Below are 16,212 nucleotides of genomic sequence, written 5' to 3'. Positions count from 1 at the left end.
TGTGGTGTTCTGCGGAGGTCTGCACCCGCCCCACCCCGCTCCGGTCGGCCCGGCGCCGTGGCGCCGGGAGGATCGACCGCTGCCCGAGCGGGCCCCGGCCTCCGACCGGGGGTCAACCACGCAGGGGTACGCGCTACGCGTACCGCTCGTGGCTGGGACGAGCTGATGATGTGTTGGCTGGACCTGCGGCCCGGACCGGTTCGACTGGCCGTGATCAGTAGATCACGGTCGATCGGACTGGTTCAGCCCTGGCGCTGCTTGTGGCGCGGGTCGCTACAGATGACCATGACCCGGCCGTGCCGACGGATCACCCGGCACTTGTTGCAGATCCTCTTGACGCTCGGCTTGACCTTCACGGTTGCCTTACTTCCCATCTGGCCCGGAGACGCGACACGCGCGACGCCGGACGTCGAAGACGGACACGGGGACTACCCGGCCGCCGTCAGGTCGCTTACTTGTAGCGGTAGACGATGCGCCCGCGGGTCAGGTCGTACGGCGAGAGTTCGACGACGACCCGGTCCTCCGGCAGGATACGGATGTAGTGCTGCCGCATCTTGCCGCTGATGTGAGCCAGCACCTTGTGACCGTTCGCGAGTTCCACCCGGAACATGGCGTTCGGCAGAGGCTCGATGACCCGCCCCTCGATCTCGATGGCTCCGTCTTTTTTCGGCATGTACTTCCGCTGTCCTGACGTCGGTTGCTCCGGACGGCTCACAACGTCTTACACGGGCCCCGGAACGCTGTTTCGGGACCCGCGCCAGCCGCGGCTCCGACTCCCACCGAAGCGCAGGATGGGCATGCCGGAGTGGACGCTGTGCGCCGATCAGAAAGTCTACGCCGCTTGCGGGCCGCCGCCAAACCGGGCGGGAATCGGTGCGCCGGACCGGACAGACCAGGCCATTCAGACCTCGGCACCGGCCTCGCCCCGCCGGCGCTTCCGCTCGTCGGCCGGCACCTTCCCCGTCGGCCCCCGAGGGTCCTCCCCGTCCGGCGGGACCAGGTCCGGGCGCTGCCGCTCTTCGGCGGCCGGCAGCGCCCGCCGCTCGGGCTCCTCGGCGGCGGCAGCCAACTTCCGCGCCCGCTTGCGCGCCCGCTTCGCGAGCCGGTGTTCACGCCGCCGCTCCTGCTCCGCCGCCCACCGCTGCGGCTCCCCGGAGGTGAGACCGGCGACCGTGCGCACCAGGAGCACCGCCCCCCACGGCCCGGCCACCCAGGCGGGCCAGAAGTAGAGCAGGTCGGTGGCGAGGACCGAGGTCACCGCCCAGACGGTCACCACGATCGCGACCACCCGCAGGTACGGAAGCCAGACCTCGGCCAGCCACCGGGCGGTCACCGACGACCGGGCGCGGTCCACCGCTGGCGGGACCGCGTCCGGCACCGTTGCGAGTTCCGACGCTGCCGGGGTGGCCGGCACCGGCAGGTCGGTCACCAGCGCGTCCAGTTCGCCGTACGTGCGCGAGGCGTACGCCCGCTGTAACCGCTCGTCGTACTCGTGCAGGTCGAGCCGGCCCTCGTCGACGGCCACCCGCAGTCGGTCCGCCACCACCTGCCGGTCCGCGTCGGCGGCCCGCATCCCGTCGCGTCCCTCCATGCCAGCAAGCATGCCACCGTCCGGCGACCACCGGCTCCTCGCGTCGGCTGGAGCCGGGCCGGCACCAGCGTGCCGGTGTCCGGCACCGCGCGGGACCTCAGAAGGCCACCGCGCGGGCTCCAGGCGGGGCGGTGGGAGCCGCAGCGGGCCGGGGGCCCGGGTGCTGCGCAGACGCCAACGGGACGCGGCGGAGGGCTCAGCGGGTCGGTGAGTCCGCGGGCTGACGGGAGGTGACCAGGTCGCCGAGGCGCCCCCGGCCCCCGTCGAACGCTGTGAGCACCCACACCCCGTCGGGCAGCAGCGCCATCGTGTGCTCGACGTGCACCGCCATCGAGCCGTCCCGGGTGACGACCGTCCAGCCGTCGGCCAGCTCGGCCGTGCGCGGCGAGCCTTTGGTGATCATCGGCTCGATGGCCAGCGCCATACCCGGCACCAGCCGGGGGCCCTTGCCGGGCCGGCCGTGGTTGAGCACGTGCGGGTCCTGGTGCATCTCGGTGCCGATGCCGTGCCCGCCGTACCCGTCGACGATGCCGTACCGGCCGCCCTTGCGGACCGCGCTCTCCACCGCGTGCGAGATGTCGGTCAGGCGGCCCTTGCCGCTGGCCGCCCCCCGCGCCGCGGCGGCGATCCCGGCCCACATCGAGTCCTCGGCCACCGCGGCCATCTTCAGCAGTGCCGGGTCGACCTCCCCCACGCCGGCGGTGATCGCCGCGTCGCCGTGCCAGCCGTTCAGCACCGCGCCGCAGTCGATCGAGATCAGGTCACCGTCCCGGAGCACCTGGGCGGGCGACGGGATGGCGTGCACCACCTGCTCGTTGACCGACGAGCAGATCGAGGCGGGGAAGCCGTGGTAGCCCTTGAACGAGGGAACCGCGCCGGCCTCCCGGATCGTCGATTCGGCGATCGCGTCCAGGTCGGCGGTGCTGACCCCGGGAGCGACCGCTTCTCGCATCCGACGCAGCGCCTCGGCGACCACCAGCCCGGCGGCGCGCATCATCTCGATCTGGTCGGGGGTCTTCAGCTGGATGTCCAGCTGTGGACGACGCATGGAGCCGTTACCTTTCGTCGCGCGGATCAGCGGGGCACGTCGACACGTACCCCGCTGTTCGCACTCTATCCGCCGGAGCCCCGGCGGTCGTCAGCCGCCGTATGAGCGGAGGGCGTCGATGGCGCGGACGGTGACGTCCTCCACCGGGCCGGTGGCGTCGATGCCCACCAGCTTGCCCTGGGCGCCGTAGTAGTCCACCAGCGGCGCGGTCTTCTCGGCGTACTCCCGCAGCCGGGCGGCGATGGTCTCCGGCTTGTCGTCGTCGCGCTGGAACAGCTCCGCGCCGCAGCGGTCGCAGATGTCGTCCCGGGTCGTCGCGTCGAACTCGACGTGCCAGATCTTCCCGCAGCCCCGGCAGGTACGCCGGCCGGAGAGCCGCCGGATCACCTCGTCGTCGTCGACGACCAGCTCCAGCACCAGGTCCAGCGCGGTGCCGAGGTCGGCGAGCAGCTTGTCCAGCGCGGCGGCCTGCGGCGTGGTGCGCGGGAATCCGTCGAGCAGGAAGCCCTCGCTGGCGTCCGGCTCGGCGAGCCGGTCCCGGACCATGTTGATGGTCACCTCGTCCGGGACCAGCTTGCCGGCGTCCATGTACCGCTTGGCCTCGATGCCCAGGGGCGTGCCCTGGGAGACGTTCGCCCGGAAGATGTCACCGGTCGAGATCTTGGGCACCGAGAGGTGAGCGGCGATGAACTCCGCCTGTGTGCCCTTGCCCGCGCCCGGCGGGCCAACCAGAACGAGTCGCATCTACCGCAGGAACCCTTCGTAGTTCCGCTGCATGAGTTGGCTCTCGATCTGCTTCACGGTCTCCAGACCGACGCCGACCATGATGAGCACAGCGGTGCCGCCGAACGGGAAGTTCTGGAACTGCTGGTTGTTCAGCCAGATGAAGAAGAAGTTCGGCAGGACCGCGACGATACCCAGGTAGAGCGCGCCCGGCAGGGTGATCCGGCTGAGGATGAAGTCGAGGTAGTCGGCGGTCGGCTTGCCGGGGCGGATGCCCGGCACGAAGCCGCCGTACTTCTTCATGTTGTCCGCGACCTCGGTCGGGTTGAACGTGATCGAGACGTAGAAGTACGTGAAGAAGATGATCAACATGAAGTAGATCACGATGTGCGCCGGGCTCGACGGGTTGACCACGTTGTTCTGGATCCAGGCCTGGGTCTTGCCCGGGTTGTTCGGGTCGAAGAACTGGAGCGCCAGCTGCGGCAGGTAGAGCAGCGACGAGGCGAAGATGACCGGGATGACACCCGCCTGGTTGACCTTCAGCGGGATGTAGGTCGAGGTGCCGCCGTACATCCGCCGGCCGATCATCCGCTTGGCGTACTGCACCGGGATCCGGCGCTGTGCCTGCTCGATGAAGGTGACGGCGGTGATGACCACCAGGACCAGCGCGAGCACCAGGAAGAACTTGCCCCAGCCCTGCTGAGTCTTGATCTTCCAACCCTCGGCGGGAAGACGCGCCGCGATCGAGGTGAAGATCAGCACCGACATGCCGTTGCCGACGCCCCGGTCGGTGATCAGCTCGCCGAGCCACATCACCATGCCCGTGCCGGCGGTCATCGTCATGACCAGGATGGTCAGCGTCAGCCAGTTCGGGATGCCGGTGCCCTCGGGCACGATCGGGAACTGGTCGCACTTGTTCTGGAAGAGCTGCCCGGAGCGGGCCAGCGCCACGAACGCCGACGACTGGAGGATGCCCAGGCCGAGGGTGAGGTAGCGGGTGTACTGGGTGATCTTCGCCTGGCCGGCCTGACCCTCCTTGCGGAGCTGCTCCAACCGCGGGATGACCACGGTGAGCAGCTGCAGGATGATCGACGCTGTGATGTAGGGCATGATCCCCAGCGCGAAGACCGAGAGCTGAAGCAGCGCCCCGCCGGAGAAGAGGTCGAGCAGGTTCAGCACCCCGGTGGTGTCCCCCTGGATGCTGTCGAGACACTTCTGCACGTTGCCGTACGACACACCCGGGCTGGGCAGGGTTGCGCCGAGCCGGTAGACCGCAATGATGCCTACCGTAAACAGCAGCTTCTTGCGCAGGTCAGGCGTACGGAACGCACTGAGAAAGGCGGACAGCAACTTTCTTCCTCCTGCGCGAGGCGGGCCGCCGGTGGTGGTCCCTGGCGGTCGGGGTGGGTGCCGGGCGAGCGCCCGATATCCATAGCTGGGATGGGACTCTAACAGCCCGATCCCGGTCCGGGCAGGTGTGCCCGGCTACATAAACCGAATCCGATATTACCCGGTGCACACGTTCGGGGTAGACCGTGGCGCCCGCCCAGTCACAGACAACTGAGCGGGCGCCACGGGTTCTGCCCTACAGCTCGGTGACGGAGCCACCGGCGGCGGTGATCTTCTCCTTGGCCGACGCGCTGAACGCGTGCGCCGACACCTGGATGGACACGCCGCTCAGGTCGCCGGTGCCGAGGACCTTGACCGGCTGGCCCTTGCGGACCGCGCCGGCCTCGACCAGCTCCAGCGGGCCGACCTGGCCGCCGTTCGGGAACAGCTCGGCGAGCCTGTCCAGGTTGACCACCTGGAAGACCACCTTGAACTTGTTCTTGAAGCCCTTCATCTTCGGCAGGCGCATGTGGATGGGCATCTGCCCACCCTCGAACGCCGCCGAGATGTTCTTGCGGGCCTTGGAGCCCTTGGTACCGCGACCGGCGGTCTTGCCCTTGGAGCCCTCACCGCGACCCACGCGGGTCTTCGCGGTCTTGGCCCCGGGCGCCGGGCGCAGGTGGTGGACCTTGATCGTCATTACTCGACCTCCTCGACCTTCACGAGGTGGTTGACCGCGAAGATCATGCCCCGGATCTCCGGCCGGTCCTCCTTGACCACCACGTCGTTGATCCGCTTGAGACCGAGCGAACGCAGCGACTCACGCTGGTTGTGCTTGGTCCCGATCACGGATCGGAGCTGGGTGACCTTCAGGCGAGCCATCAGGATGCCACCCCCGCCCGCGACGCCAGCATGGCGGCCGGCGCGACGTCCTCGACCGGCAGGCCACGACGGGCCGCGACGGCCTCCGGGGACTCGAGCCCCTTCAGCGCCGCCACCGTGGCGTGCACGATGTTGATCGGGTTCGACGACCCGAGGCTCTTGGAGAGCACATCGTGGATGCCGGCGCACTCCAGCACGGCACGCACCGGGCCACCGGCGATGACGCCCGTACCGGCCGAGGCCGGCTTGAGCAGCACCACGCCGGCGGCGGCCTCACCCGTGATCGGGTGCGGAATCGACTTACCGATCCGCGGCACCTTGAAGAAGTGCTTCTTGGCCTCCTCGACGCCCTTGGCGATCGCCGCGGGCACCTCCTTGGCCTTTCCGTAGCCCACGCCGACGGTGCCGTCGCCGTCGCCCACGATCACCAGGGCGGTGAAGCTGAAGCGACGACCACCCTTCACGACCTTGGCGACGCGGTTGATCGCGACGACCCGCTCGAGGTGCGGGGTCTTCTCGACGGGCGCGTTTCCGCGGCCGCCCTCACGGCGGTTGTCGCGGCGACCACCCTCGTTGCCACCGGACCCGCCGCCACGGCGCTGTTGACCTGGCATCAGCAGCCTTCCTTATCTCTCGTGACGGGGTTTCTAGAACTCGAGCCCGGCTTCGCGGGCGGCGTCGGCAAGCGCGGCGACCCGCCCCGCGTACCGGTTGCCACCGCGGTCGAAGACGACCTTCGAGATGCCGGCAGCCTTGGCCCGCTCGGCGAGCAGCGTGCCGACCTTGCCGGCCAGGGCGCTCTTGTCGCCCTCGGTGCCGCGCAGCGAGGCGTCCAGGGTCGAGGCCGACGCCAGGGTGTGACCCTTGGTGTCGTCCACGATCTGGGCCACGACGTGGCGCAGCGACCGGGTGACGACCAGACGGGGGCGCTCGGTGGTGCCGCTGACGTTCTTGCGGACCCGGAAGTGCCGACGCGCACGGCCGACGGCGCGCTTGGCGGCAACGCCGCGGCGGCGCTTGAGCAGCGTGGCGCTCACTTCTTACCTGCCTTTCCAGCCTTGCGGCGGATGACCTCGCCCTGGTACTTCACGCCCTTGCCCTTGTAGGGCTCCGGCGGGCGGATCTTCCGGATGTTGGCGGCGACCTCGCCGACCTGCTGCTTGTCGATGCCGGCCACGTGGAACACCGTCGGCTTCTCCACCGTGAAGGTGATGCCGTCCGGCGCGGGGACCAACACCGCGTGCGAGAACCCGAGCGCGAACTCCAGGTCCTTGCCCTTGGCCGTGACCCGGTAACCGGTGCCGGCGATCTCCAGGCTCTTGCGGTGGCCCTCGGTCACGCCGACGATCATGTTGGCGACCAGCGTACGGCTCAGGCCGTGCAGCTCCTTGGCCTTGCGCTCGTCGTTGGGCCGGTTGACCTGCAACTGGCCGTCCTCGGCGCGCTCCGCCGTGATGGGCTCGGCGAGCGTGTGCGACAGCTCGCCCTTCGGGCCCTTGACCTTGACGGTCTGGCCGTCGATCGTGATGTCGACGCCGGCAGGCACCGGGATCGACTTACGTCCAATACGCGACATTTCTACCTGTCTCCCGTTACCAGACGAAGGCGAGGACTTCCCCGCCAACGCTCCGCTTGCGGGCCTGCCGGTCGGTGAGCAGCCCCTGGGACGTCGAAATGATCGCCACGCCCAGCCCGCCGAGCACCCGCGGGAGCCCGTCCGACTTGGCGTACACCCGGAGACCGGGCTTGGACACGCGCTTGATGCCGGCCAGGCTCCGCTCGCGGCTCTGGCCGTACTTCAGCTCGACGACCAGTCGCTTGCCGACGGCGCCCTCCTCGGGCTCCTCGACCGACCAGGTTGCGATGTAACCCTCGGCCTTCAGGACCTCGGCGATGTTCGCCTTGATCTTGGAGTAGGGCATCTTCACCTGATCGTGGTACGCCTGGTTGGCGTTACGCAGACGCGTGAGCATGTCTGCGATCGGGTCGGTCATCGTCATGGATTTCGTCAGCCTTTCTCGCCGGGGTTCCCGGGGCGGTGAGCCCCGGGCCTACGGCGAAGAGCAATACATGATCGGTGCAAGGGGCCCCGGCCGGCAGCCGGGGCGCGGTCGCCCTTACCAGGAAGCCTTGGACACGCCCGGCAGCTCACCGCGGTGGGCCATCTCCCGGATGCAGATCCGGCAGAGCCCGAACTTGCGGTAGACCGCCTTGGGACGCCCACACCGCTGGCAGCGGGTGTACGCGCGAACCGAGAACTTCGGCTTCGCGGCCGCCTTGAGGATCAGCGCCTTCTTGGCCATCTCAGTTCTCCTTGAACGGGAAGCCCAGGAGCTTGAGCAGCGCCCGGCCCTCGTCGTCGGTCGTGGCGGTCGTGACCACCGTGATGTCCATGCCCCGCTGGCGATCGATCTTGTCCTGGTCGATCTCGTGGAACACCGACTGCTCGGTCAGACCGAACGTGTAGTTGCCGTGCCCGTCGAGCTTGCGCCCGTCCAGACCGCGGAAGTCGCGGATACGAGGCAGCGCGATGGACAGCAGGCGGTCCAGGAACTCCCACATCCGGTCGCCGCGCAGGGTGACCTTCGCGCCGATCGGCATGCCCTCGCGGAGCTTGAACTGCGCGATGGACTTGGTCGCCCGCCGCACCTGCGGCTTCTGGCCGGTGATGGTGGCCAGGTCCCGGACGGCGCCATCGATCAGCTTGGCGTCCCGGGCGGCCTCGCCGACACCCATGTTGACGACGATCTTGACCAGCCGCGGCACCTGCATGGGGTTGCCGAAGCTGTGCTGCTCCTGCAGCTTGGCCACGATCTCGTTGCGGTACCGCTCCTTGAGGCGCGGCATGGTCTTGGCTTCGGTAGCCGTGGTCATCACAGGTCCTTACCGGTGCTACGCGCGATGCGGACCTTCTGGCCGTTGTCGTCGAAGCGGTACCCGACGCGGGTCGGGTTCCCCTCGGAATCCAGGACCTGCACGTTGGAGACGTGGATCGGGGCTTCCTGGGTGACGATGCCACCGGTCTTGGCGCCACGCTGGGTGGTGCTGATACGGGTGTGCTTCTTGACCCGGTTCACGCCCTCGACCAGGACCTTGTCCTGCCGCGGGTAGGACGCGATGACCTTGCCCTTGGCACCCTTGTCCTTGCCGGCGATGACGACGACCGTGTCGCCCTTCTTGACCTTCACGGTCACAACACCTCCGGCGCGAGGGAAATAATCTTCATGAACCGCTTGTCCCGCAGCTCCCGGCCCACCGGGCCGAAGATACGGGTGCCGCGCGGGTCCCCACCGTCCTTGATGATGACGGCGGCGTTCTCGTCGAAGCGAATGTACGAGCCGTCCGGCCGCCGCCGCTCCTTGGCGGTGCGGACGACGACGGCCTTGACGACGTCGCCCTTCTTCACACCGGCACCCGGGATCGCGTCCTTGACCGTGGCCACGATGACGTCGCCGATGCTCGCGTAGCGCCGACCGGAGCCCCCGAGAACCCGGATGCACAGGATCTCCCGGGCACCCGTGTTGTCGGCGACGCGCAGTCGCGACTCCTGCTGAATCACGTCTATCTCCTATGTCTGCCGGTTCTCCGGCCGCCTGCCGCGGCCGGAGCCTGGCGGAACCCGCGCCCGACTGAAGCCGGGCGAGATCGAGCCTTCGCTACTTGGCCTTTTCCTGGATCTCCACGATCCGCCAACGCTTCGTGGCGGACAGCGGCCGGGTCTCCATGATCAGAACCCGATCGCCGATGCCGGCGGCGTTCTGCTCGTCGTGCACCTTCAGCTTGCTGGTACGGCGCATGATCTTGCCGTACAGCGCGTGCCTGACCCGGTCCTCGACCTCGACCACGACGGTCTTGTCCATCTTGTCGCTGACCACGAGGCCCTCGCGCACCTTGCGGCGGGCCCGCGCTTCGGCGGTGGTGGTGTTCTCGCTCATGATGCAGTCACCTCAGTCGGCGCGGCGGAGAGACCCAACTCGCGCTCACGCATGATCGTGTAGATCCGGGCGATCTCCCGACGGATGACCTGCAACCGCCGGTTGTTGTCCAGCTGCCCGGTTGCGCCCTGCACGCGGAGGTTGAACAGCTCCGCCTTGGCCTCGCGCAGCTTCGCGACCAGCTCCTCGTCGGAGTGCTCACGCAGCTCGGAGGCCTTAACGCCCGCTGCCATCAGGATTCACCCACTTCGCGCGTAACAATGCGGCACTTCATCGGGAGCTTGTGGATCGCGCGACGCATCGCTTCTCGCGCGATCTGCTCGTTGGGGAAGGACATCTCGAAGAGGATCCGCCCCGGCTTGACGTTGGCGACCCACCACTCGGGCGAGCCCTTACCGGAACCCATCCGGGTCTCGGCCGGCTTCTTGGTCAGGGCCTGGTCCGGGAAGATCGAGATCCAGACCTTACCGCCACGCTTGATGTGGCGGGTCATCGCGATACGCGCCGACTCGATCTGCCGGTTGGTCACGTACGCCGGCTCGAGAGCCTGGATCCCGAACTCGCCGAACACCACGCGGTTGCCACCCTTGGACGCGCCACTGCGGTCCGGGTGGTGCGGCTTGCGGAAGCCCTTCGGGGGCTTGCGCGGCATCAGCATCTGTCAGCCCTCCTGCTGCGTTTCTGCCGGAGTCGAAGCGACCGAGGCGACAGCAGCGCTGTCGATCGGCTCGCCGCTCGGCGTCTCAGCCTGCTGCGCGATGGTGGTCGCAGCAGCCCGGCCGGCCTCGGTGCCACCGGCGGTCGTGCCGGACGAACCGGACCGACCACGGCGCGGACGCTCGGGGCGGTCGGCACGCTCACGACGCGGGCGCGACGGCGCCTCGGCCGGGGTCTCCCGACCCGGCACCGCGTCACCCTTGTAGATCCAGACCTTCACGCCGATGCGGCCGAAGGTGGTACGGGCCTCGAAGAAGCCGTACTCGATGTTGGCCCGCAGCGTGTGCAGCGGGACGCGACCCTCGCGGTAGAACTCGGTCCGGCTCATCTCGGCACCGCCGAGGCGACCCGAGACCTGGACCCGGATGCCCTTGCACACCGGGTTCTTCATCGCCGACTGCATCGCCTTGCGCATCGCCCGACGGAAGCTGACCCGGCTGGAGAGCTGCTCGGCGACGCCCTGGGCGACCAGCTGCGCGTCCGACTCGGGGTTCTTCACCTCGATGATGTTCAGCTGTACCTGCTTGCCGGTGAGCTTCTCCAGCTCGCCGCGGATCCGGTCGGCCTCCGCACCCTTCCGGCCGATGACGATGCCCGGCCGGGCGGTGTGGATGTCGACGCGGACCCGGTCCCGGGTGCGCTCGATGTCGACCTTGGAGATGCCGGCACGCTCGAGGCCCTTGGACATCATCCGGCGAATCTTGACATCTTCGCCGATGTAGTCCTTGTAGAGCTTGTCCGCGAACCAGCGGGACTTCCAGTCGGTCGAGATGCCGAGCCGGAACCCAGTGGGGTGAACCTTCTGACCCATTACTCGGCGCCCTCCGTCTTGCTCTCCGTCTCAGCGGCCTCGGCCTGCTTCGCCGGGGCGACCTTCTTCGCCGCGGACTTCTTCGGCGCAGCCGGCGCGACCGCCTCGACCGCCACAGTGATGTGGCAGGTCCGCTTGCGGATCCGGTACGCCCGGCCCTGCGCGCGCGGCCGGAACCGCTTCATCGTCGGGCCCTCGTCGACGAACGCCTCGCTGACGAGCAGCGCATCGGGGTCCAGCCGCTCGTTGTTCTCCGCGTTCGCGATCGCGCTCGCGAGCACCTTGTACACCTGCTCACTCGCAGCCTGCGGCGCGAACTGCAGCACCGTAAGCGCCTCCTTCGCGGGCAGGCCGCGGACGAGGTTGACCACCCGGCGCGCCTTCATCGGCGAGATGCGCACGTGCCGCGCAATCGCCCGCGCGCCCGGAAGCACCGGAGCGTCGCCCTTTCCTGGCATCGCTGTAACCCCTTGTTCCTCTATCCGTATGCCCGCGGCGTCAGCGCCGGCGGCTCTTCCGGTCGTCCTTCTCGTGACCCTTGAACGTGCGGGTCAGCGCGAACTCGCCGAGCTTGTGCCCGACCATCGCCTCGGTAACGAACACCGGGACGTGCTTGCGTCCGTCATGCACGGCGATCGTGTGGCCGAGCATCTCGGGGATGATCGTCGAGCGCCGCGACCAGGTCTTGATGACGTTCTTCGAGCCCTTGTCGTTCTGCGTCTCCACCTTCTTGAGCAGGTGGTCGTCGACGAACGGGCCCTTCTTCAGGCTGCGAGGCATGTCTTATCTCCCTCAGCCGCGCTTACGCGTGGCGTAGCGGCGGCGAACGATCAGCCGGTCACTCGGCTGGCCCTTGCGACGGGTGCGGCCCTCGGGCTTACCCTGCGGGTTGACCGGGTGACGGCCACCTGAGGTCTTACCCTCACCACCACCGTGCGGGTGGTCGACCGGGTTCATGGCGACGCCTCGGACGGTCGGGCGCCTGCCCTTCCACCGCATGCGGCCGGCCTTACCCCAGTTGATGTTCGACTGGTCGGCGTTGCCGATCTCGCCGACGCTGGCGCGGCACCGCACGTCGACCCGCCGGATCTCACCGGACGGCAGACGCAGGGTGGCGTACACGCCCTCCCGGCCGAGCAGCTGGACGCCGACGCCGGCCGAGCGGGCCAACTTGGCGCCGCCGCCCGGACGCAGCTCCACGTTGTGGATGGTGGTACCGACCGGGATGTTGCGCAGCGGCAGGTTGTTACCCGGCTTGATGTCGGCGCCCGGTCCGGACTCGACCGCGTCGCCCTGCTTCAGGTCCTTCGGCGCGATGATGTAGCGCTTCTCGCCGTCGGCGTAGTGCAGCAGCGCGATGCGCGCGGTGCGGTTCGGGTCGTACTCGATGTGCGCGACCTTCGCCGGGATGCCGTCCTTGTCGACCCGCTTGAAGTCGATCAGACGGTACTGGCGCTTGTGGCCGCCACCGTGGTGCCGGGTGGTGATCCGGCCGTGGACGTTACGCCCACCCTTCTTCGGCAGCGGCGCCAGCAGCGACTTCTCGGGCTTCGACCGGGTGATCTCGGCGAAGTCGGCGACGCTCGAGCCACGCCGGCCCGGCGTCGTCGGCTTGTATTTACGGATAGCCATTGTCTACACCCCTCAGCTGACCGGGCCGCCGAAGGCCTCGATACGGTCACCGTCAGCCAGCTTCACGATCGCCCGCTTGGTGGCCTTGCGCTGACCGAAACCGGTCTTGGTGCGCTTGCGCTTGCCCTCGCGGTTGAGCGTGTTGACCGTCAGGACGCGGACGTTGAAGATCTGCTGGATAGCGATCTTGATCTCAGTCTTGTTCGCGTCCGGGCGCACCAGGAAGGTGTACCAGTTCCGGTTCAGCTCGCTGTAGCTCTTCTCCGAGACGACCGGCGCGACGATGATGTCCCGCGGATCGGCGATCGTGCTCACTTGCCACCCTCCTCGGTGGTCTCGGCGGGAACACCCAGGAACTCGTCCAGGGCGTCCTTGGTGAAGACCACGTCGTCGGCCACCAGCACGTCGTACGTGTTGAGCTGGCCGGCCTCGATCAGGTGCACCCGCGGCTCATTGCGCAGCGACACCCAGTTCAGCTCGTCGGTGCTGCTCAGCACGACCAGGACCCGGGTGGCCTCGGTCAGCTTGACCAGCGTGGCCAGGGCGGCCTTGGTCGACGGCTTCTCGCCCGAGACGAACGCCTCGACGACGTGCACCTGGCCAGCGCGGGCCCGGTCGGAGAGAGCGCCACGCAGGGCGGCGGCCTTCATCTTCTTCGGGGTCCGCTGGCTGTAGTCACGCGGCACCGGGCCGTGGACCACGCCACCGCCGGCGAACTGCGGCGCGCGGATCGAACCCTGACGGGCCCGACCGGTGCCCTTCTGCTTGTACGGCTTCTTGCCGCCGCCGGCGACCTCGCCGCGGGTCTTGGCCTTGTGCGTGCCCTGGCGGGCTGCCGCAAGCTGGGCCACCACGACCTGGTGCATCAGCGCGAGGTTGGCCTGGACGTCGAAGATGTCGCCCGGCAGCTCGACGGAGCTGCTCTTGGCGCCTTCGACGTTGAGGACGTCAACGGTGGTCACTTGGCCACACCGCCCTTCTTCACCTTGGTCTTGGCCGCGCTGCGGACCAGGACCAGCGCGCCCTTGGGACCGGGAATGGCCCCACGAACGAGCAGGAGGTTGTTCTCGGTGTCGACCGCCTGGACGGTCAGGTTCTGGACGGTGTAGCGCACGCCACCCATCCGGCCGGCCATCCGGGTGCCCTTGAAGACGCGACCCGGGGTGGCGCACGCGCCGATCGAGCCCGGTGAGCGGTGCTTGCGCTCGACACCGTGGCTGGCGCGCAGACCGTGGAAGCCGTGCCGCTTCATCGGGCCGGCGTAGCCCTTGCCCTTGGTCCTGCCGGTGACGTCGATGCTGACGCCGACCGGGAACTCCTCGACCGTGACCTCCTGGCCCAGCGAGTAGTCCGCGGCGTTCGCGGTGCGCAGCTCGACGATGTGTCGGCGCGGCGCCACGTCCGCCTTCGCGTAGTGCCCGCTGACCGGCTTCTTCACCTTGCGCGGGTCGATCGTGCCGTAGGCGAGCTGGACTGCGGAGTAACCGTCCTTCTCGGCGCTACGAACCTGGCTGATGACGCACGGGCCGGCCTGAACCACGGTCACCGGGACAACACGGTTGTTGTCCCAGACCTGGGTCATGCCGAGCTTTGCGCCCAGGATCCCCTTGACTTGCCTGTCCATTTGTCCGGTCCCTACAGCTTGATCTCGATGTCGACGCCAGCCGGCAGGTCGAGGCGCATGAGCGAGTCGACCGTCTTCGGAGTCGGGTCGATGATGTCGATCAGCCGCTTGTGAGTGCGCATCTCGAAGTGCTCGCGCGAGTCCTTGTACTTGTGCGGCGAGCGGATGACGCAGAAACGGTTGATCTCCGTGGGCAGCGGCACCGGGCCAGCGACCTGCGCCCCGGTACGCGTCACCGTCTCGACGATCTTCCGCGCCGAGGAGTCGACGACCTCGTGGTCATAGGCCTTGAGCCGGATGCGGATCTTCTGTCCCGCCATGGTGGCTTCTGTTCCTTCTCTCGATGCCGCTGTGTTGCGGGCACCTGCACCGGCTGGCACAGGCCCACTTCCGCCGACCCCCGCGGTCGGGCGTGTCGCGCCCTCGGACCAGGCTCCGCCCCGGGTCTCCGGAGCTCTGCTGACCGCGCGGTGGGTCATGGCGCCGATCGCGTCACCGCGACCTGAACGCCGTGCGAGGGTGGTTGGCCGCCAGGGACAAGCCAACCACCCTACGCGCGACTGCTCAACGACCCGGAGGTCCAGCGAACGCCGGACGCGGGGCGACGAACTGTCGTTACGCAACCTGACTAGTATGCCCCACTACCGGCAGCAACGCTAATCGGGGTTACCCAGGTCACTTGATGATCTTGGTGACGCGACCCGCGCCGACCGTACGGCCACCCTCCCGAATCGCGAACTTGAGGTTGTCCTCCATCGCGATGGGCTGGATCAGGTTCACGGTCATCGTGGTGTTGTCGCCCGGCATGACCATCTCGGTGCCCTCGGGCAGCGTGACGACGCCGGTGACGTCCGTGGTCCGGAAGTAGAACTGCGGACGGTAGTTCTGGAAGAACGGGGTGTGCCGGCCGCCCTCCTCCTTGGAGAGGATGTAGACCGTCGCCTCGAACTCCGTGTGCGGGGTGTTCGAGCCCGGCTTCACCACGACCATGCCGCGCTCGACCTCGTCGCGCTTGGTGCCACGCAGCAGCAAGCCGACGTTCTCGCCCGCGCGGGCGTCGTCCAGGGTCTTCCGGAACATCTCGATCGCGGTGACCTTGGTCTTGAAGCCCTTCTCCTTGATACCGACGAGCTCGACATCCTCGTTCGGCAGGAGAACGCCGCGCTCCACGCGACCGGTGACGACGGTGCCACGACCGGTGATCGTGAAGACGTCCTCGACCGGCATCAGGAACGGCTTGTCGATCTCGCGCTCAGGCTGCGGGATCGCGGTGTCGACCGCGTTCATCAGCTCGAGCAGCTTCTCGGTCCAGACCGGGTCGCCCTCGAGCGCCTTCAGCGCGGAGACCTGGACGACAGGCAGGTCGTCACCCGGGTACTCCTGCGACGAGAGCAGCTCGCGGACCTCGAGCTCGACGAGCTCCAGGAGCTCCTCGTCGTCGACCATGTCGCTCTTGTTGAGCGCCACGACGATGTACGGCACGCCGACCTGACGGGCCAGCAGCACGTGCTCGCGGGTCTGCGGCATCGGGCCGTCGGTCGCCGCGACCACCAGGATCGCGCCGTCCATCTGCGCGGCACCGGTGATCATGTTCTTGATGTAGTCGGCGTGCCCGGGGCAGTCGACGTGCGCGTAGTGCCGAGACTCGGTCTGGTACTCGACGTGCGCGATCGAGATCGTGATGCCGCGGGCCTTCTCCTCCGGCGCCTTGTCGATCTGGTCGAACGGCGTGTAGGGGTTCAGGTCGGGGTACTGGTCGTGCAGGACCTTGGTGATGGCCGCCGTCAGCGTCGTCTTACCGTGGTCGATGTGACCAATGGTGCCGATGTTGACGTGCGGCTTAGTCCGCTCGAACTTCGCCTTCGCCACTGGTGTCCTCCTGTGGACTTCTTGGTTCGTTCGCCCCGGCGCGCCAGGTCG

General features: G+C 68.3%; 27 protein-coding genes and 1 pseudogene. All 28 read right to left on the bottom strand.

All coding sequences use genetic code 11. The features are described from left to right. Positions 1-242 precede the first annotated feature (242 nt). The 28 genes and pseudogenes from rpmJ to tuf all read right to left on the bottom strand — a co-directional run bounded on the left by rpmJ (position 243) and on the right by tuf (position 16,161). A complete protein-coding gene (gene rpmJ, locus ACH4T9_RS07575; protein WP_043965539.1) occupies positions 243-356 on the bottom strand; it encodes a 50S ribosomal protein L36 in 114 nt (37 codons plus the stop codon). A 95-nt stretch (positions 357-451) separates the two neighbouring features. After that, entirely contained in the window at positions 452-673 is a 222-nt protein-coding gene (gene infA / locus ACH4T9_RS07570; protein WP_007073013.1) for a translation initiation factor IF-1, read from the bottom strand. Positions 674-1,015: 342 nt separating this feature from the next. After that, positions 1,016-1,591, bottom strand: a pseudogene (locus ACH4T9_RS07565) (DUF1707 domain-containing protein); the annotation flags it as partial. A gap of 196 nt (positions 1,592-1,787) precedes the next feature. Next, on the bottom strand, positions 1,788-2,639 hold the full coding sequence (gene map, locus ACH4T9_RS07560; RefSeq protein ID WP_396670333.1) for a type I methionyl aminopeptidase: 852 nt from the start codon (positions 2,637-2,639) through the stop codon (positions 1,788-1,790). A gap of 90 nt (positions 2,640-2,729) precedes the next feature. Beyond that, positions 2,730-3,383, bottom strand: a complete 654-nt coding sequence (locus ACH4T9_RS07555) for an adenylate kinase (protein ID WP_396670334.1) — start codon at positions 3,381-3,383, stop codon at positions 2,730-2,732. After that, positions 3,384-4,712: a preprotein translocase subunit SecY gene (gene secY / locus ACH4T9_RS07550; RefSeq protein ID WP_396670335.1), complete on the bottom strand. Its 1,329-nt coding sequence runs from the start codon at positions 4,710-4,712 to the stop codon at positions 3,384-3,386. A gap of 235 nt (positions 4,713-4,947) precedes the next feature. After that, positions 4,948-5,391, bottom strand: a complete 444-nt coding sequence (gene rplO / locus ACH4T9_RS07545) for a 50S ribosomal protein L15 (RefSeq protein WP_350881959.1) — start codon at positions 5,389-5,391, stop codon at positions 4,948-4,950. Then, entirely contained in the window at positions 5,391-5,573 is a 183-nt protein-coding gene (rpmD, locus tag ACH4T9_RS07540) for a 50S ribosomal protein L30 (protein ID WP_161685884.1), read from the bottom strand. Before rpmD ends, rplO begins: the two co-directional genes overlap by 1 nt. Further along, on the bottom strand, positions 5,573-6,187 hold the full coding sequence (rpsE, locus tag ACH4T9_RS07535; RefSeq protein WP_161685886.1) for a 30S ribosomal protein S5: 615 nt from the start codon (positions 6,185-6,187) through the stop codon (positions 5,573-5,575). The genes rpmD and rpsE overlap by 1 nt, the downstream gene beginning before the upstream one ends. Before the next feature lie 33 nt (positions 6,188-6,220). Continuing rightward, complete coding sequence (rplR, locus tag ACH4T9_RS07530; protein ID WP_161685888.1) at positions 6,221-6,610, bottom strand: 50S ribosomal protein L18; 390 nt, start codon at positions 6,608-6,610, stop codon at positions 6,221-6,223. Next, complete coding sequence (gene rplF, locus ACH4T9_RS07525) at positions 6,607-7,149, bottom strand: 50S ribosomal protein L6 (RefSeq protein ID WP_396670336.1); 543 nt, start codon at positions 7,147-7,149, stop codon at positions 6,607-6,609. The genes rplR and rplF overlap by 4 nt, the downstream gene beginning before the upstream one ends. Before the next feature lie 16 nt (positions 7,150-7,165). Beyond that, positions 7,166-7,573, bottom strand: coding sequence for a 30S ribosomal protein S8 (gene rpsH / locus ACH4T9_RS07520; RefSeq protein WP_272613586.1), 408 nt, complete (start codon positions 7,571-7,573; stop codon positions 7,166-7,168). A gap of 117 nt (positions 7,574-7,690) precedes the next feature. Continuing rightward, positions 7,691-7,876 carry a type Z 30S ribosomal protein S14 gene (locus ACH4T9_RS07515; RefSeq protein WP_161685895.1) on the bottom strand — a complete coding sequence of 62 codons (186 nt, stop codon included), beginning with the start codon at positions 7,874-7,876 and terminating at the stop codon, positions 7,691-7,693. A gap of 1 nt (position 7,877) precedes the next feature. Continuing rightward, positions 7,878-8,447 (bottom strand): 50S ribosomal protein L5, encoded by a 570-nt coding sequence (rplE, locus tag ACH4T9_RS07510; protein WP_350881964.1) that lies wholly within the window; start codon positions 8,445-8,447, stop codon positions 7,878-7,880. After that, the gene (gene rplX / locus ACH4T9_RS07505; RefSeq protein WP_207892590.1) at positions 8,447-8,767 is read right to left on the bottom strand and encodes a 50S ribosomal protein L24; all 321 of its coding nucleotides are present in this window, start codon (positions 8,765-8,767) and stop codon (positions 8,447-8,449) included. Before rplX ends, rplE begins: the two co-directional genes overlap by 1 nt. Further along, positions 8,764-9,132: a 50S ribosomal protein L14 gene (gene rplN / locus ACH4T9_RS07500; RefSeq protein WP_007465279.1), complete on the bottom strand. Its 369-nt coding sequence runs from the start codon at positions 9,130-9,132 to the stop codon at positions 8,764-8,766. Before rplN ends, rplX begins: the two co-directional genes overlap by 4 nt. 97 nt (positions 9,133-9,229) lie before the next feature. Then, positions 9,230-9,508: a 30S ribosomal protein S17 gene (rpsQ, locus tag ACH4T9_RS07495; protein WP_387015016.1), complete on the bottom strand. Its 279-nt coding sequence runs from the start codon at positions 9,506-9,508 to the stop codon at positions 9,230-9,232. After that, on the bottom strand, positions 9,505-9,741 hold the full coding sequence (gene rpmC / locus ACH4T9_RS07490) for a 50S ribosomal protein L29 (RefSeq protein WP_396670337.1): 237 nt from the start codon (positions 9,739-9,741) through the stop codon (positions 9,505-9,507). The genes rpsQ and rpmC overlap by 4 nt, the downstream gene beginning before the upstream one ends. Then, on the bottom strand, positions 9,741-10,166 hold the full coding sequence (gene rplP / locus ACH4T9_RS07485) for a 50S ribosomal protein L16 (protein WP_229400536.1): 426 nt from the start codon (positions 10,164-10,166) through the stop codon (positions 9,741-9,743). The genes rpmC and rplP overlap by 1 nt, the downstream gene beginning before the upstream one ends. Before the next feature lie 3 nt (positions 10,167-10,169). Next, positions 10,170-11,036, bottom strand: coding sequence for a 30S ribosomal protein S3 (gene rpsC, locus ACH4T9_RS07480; RefSeq protein ID WP_161685905.1), 867 nt, complete (start codon positions 11,034-11,036; stop codon positions 10,170-10,172). Continuing rightward, the gene (gene rplV, locus ACH4T9_RS07475; protein ID WP_161685907.1) at positions 11,036-11,494 is read right to left on the bottom strand and encodes a 50S ribosomal protein L22; all 459 of its coding nucleotides are present in this window, start codon (positions 11,492-11,494) and stop codon (positions 11,036-11,038) included. The genes rpsC and rplV overlap by 1 nt, the downstream gene beginning before the upstream one ends. 40 nt (positions 11,495-11,534) lie before the next feature. Further along, entirely contained in the window at positions 11,535-11,816 is a 282-nt protein-coding gene (gene rpsS / locus ACH4T9_RS07470) for a 30S ribosomal protein S19 (RefSeq protein ID WP_007073032.1), read from the bottom strand. Positions 11,817-11,828: 12 nt separating this feature from the next. Next, positions 11,829-12,668 carry a 50S ribosomal protein L2 gene (rplB, locus tag ACH4T9_RS07465; RefSeq protein WP_396670338.1) on the bottom strand — a complete coding sequence of 280 codons (840 nt, stop codon included), beginning with the start codon at positions 12,666-12,668 and terminating at the stop codon, positions 11,829-11,831. A 12-nt stretch (positions 12,669-12,680) separates the two neighbouring features. Further along, positions 12,681-12,983: a 50S ribosomal protein L23 gene (gene rplW / locus ACH4T9_RS07460; protein ID WP_161685913.1), complete on the bottom strand. Its 303-nt coding sequence runs from the start codon at positions 12,981-12,983 to the stop codon at positions 12,681-12,683. Beyond that, positions 12,980-13,630: a 50S ribosomal protein L4 gene (gene rplD, locus ACH4T9_RS07455; protein WP_387015007.1), complete on the bottom strand. Its 651-nt coding sequence runs from the start codon at positions 13,628-13,630 to the stop codon at positions 12,980-12,982. The genes rplW and rplD overlap by 4 nt, the downstream gene beginning before the upstream one ends. After that, the gene (gene rplC, locus ACH4T9_RS07450; RefSeq protein ID WP_396670339.1) at positions 13,627-14,292 is read right to left on the bottom strand and encodes a 50S ribosomal protein L3; all 666 of its coding nucleotides are present in this window, start codon (positions 14,290-14,292) and stop codon (positions 13,627-13,629) included. The genes rplD and rplC overlap by 4 nt, the downstream gene beginning before the upstream one ends. An 11-nt stretch (positions 14,293-14,303) precedes the next feature. Beyond that, positions 14,304-14,612: a 30S ribosomal protein S10 gene (gene rpsJ, locus ACH4T9_RS07445; protein ID WP_007073037.1), complete on the bottom strand. Its 309-nt coding sequence runs from the start codon at positions 14,610-14,612 to the stop codon at positions 14,304-14,306. A 355-nt stretch (positions 14,613-14,967) separates the two neighbouring features. Beyond that, a complete protein-coding gene (tuf, locus tag ACH4T9_RS07440) occupies positions 14,968-16,161 on the bottom strand; it encodes an elongation factor Tu (protein WP_387015001.1) in 1,194 nt (397 codons plus the stop codon). Between the last annotated feature and the right edge of the window lie 51 nt (positions 16,162-16,212).

Origin of the sequence: Micromonospora sp. NPDC020750, assembly GCF_044334565.1 — a bacterium.
Lineage (GTDB): Bacteria > Actinomycetota > Actinomycetes > Mycobacteriales > Micromonosporaceae > Micromonospora.
The sequence above is the reverse complement of the archived record's forward strand: the minus strand, read 5'-3'. Positions and strand labels throughout refer to the sequence as shown.